Annotated in this window: 2 protein-coding genes; both read right to left on the reverse strand. The window is 37.7% G+C overall.

Going from position 1 to position 1,134, the window contains the following annotated elements:
• Positions 1–124: 124 nt before the first annotated feature.
• Positions 125–571, reverse strand: coding sequence for a GNAT family N-acetyltransferase (locus ACTRWI_RS22460; protein ID WP_499133908.1), 447 nt, complete (start codon positions 569–571; stop codon positions 125–127).
• Positions 572–707: 136 nt separating this feature from the next.
• Positions 708–1,134 (reverse strand): hypothetical protein (locus ACTRWI_RS22465; protein WP_499133909.1); only part of this gene is annotated, 427 nt, incomplete at its 5' end.

Below are 1,134 nucleotides of genomic sequence, written 5' to 3' on the forward strand. Positions count from 1 at the left end.
CTTTTGAGTTAGAAAGTGCCATGGGTAAAAATTCAGCCTGTGAATGTTTTGAACGGAAGTGATTTACACGAAATATGGTCAGTCGCTTATCTCAGGTTAGAAAAGTATCTTGAAGCCATAGTCGTTAGGTGCTTTCTACCGCGCTTATGAAGTTATAAAAAAACTCATCCTCTGAGTCGATCACAAACTCCAACCGTTTGTACATGCGCGCAGCAGGCTCATTATTTTTAAAACAACTCAATGTTAAATCCAATTGCTGTAAATTTGCCTGTTGTTTGAGTTTTTGAATCACAGTTGATCCGAAACCTTTCCTTTGACTATCCGTGTAGATAATGAGCAGGTGGATGTGGATACTACTCGATTTAAGGCGACTGCATACATAACCAACTTTTTCACCATTACAAATAATCCAACTAAACCAATCTGGCTCTAACTTAGATTCAAACGAAGTTCTTTGAAAACTTTCATCCCAACCAACTGCACTCTCAACGATTGGCTTCATATACAATTTGAAATCATCGAATGCCGACGTGTGTTCGTGTTTTTTAAATTTTGAAAGAGTAATTTCCATATGTCACCTAACGCCGCATTAAGTTGATGAGCAACGCTACCACGAAACTTAACCATACCACCGTAATCACAAAACCCAACGATGGAATGAAAAATGCCAAGCGTTGCGAATCACTCTTAAACAGATTGTTATGTAGCTATTCGCCATTACCCAAATCAAAAAGGTTTATACCACCAGAACTATCTAGACTGGTATTCGTCACTTTACTATTAGGTTCTACATTTACTTCTGCATATAGTAAGTAGCTTTCAAATGATGGGACTTCAGATACGTTAAATAGGATCTTTCCAACAGACTTTTGAAAATCCAACAAGTCGCCTAGATCTTCATGTAGTTCCAAAGCCAACTCTTTACTGTATGGCAGCAACATGCCATAAGAAATTGACTTATAGAATCGGTCATTGCTGCGATTAATCTGGTTCAATACCCAACTAATCTCATGAAACGAATAGGTGTTCTTTTTCCCAAATTTAGCACACAGCTTAGGAGCTACATCTTTAGCCACTGACTGAACATAAGCTTTTTTATTCATGAACTTAAGCATATCTATCCTCCTTGCTATA

It is taken from the genome of Pseudoalteromonas sp. G5_S1_14_S5 (assembly GCF_054968605.1).

Coding starts and splice junctions, on each gene's coding strand:
- ACTRWI_RS22460 (WP_499133908.1), bottom strand. CDS start 571: ATGGAAATTACTCTTTCAAAATTTAAAAAACACGAACACACGTCGGCA.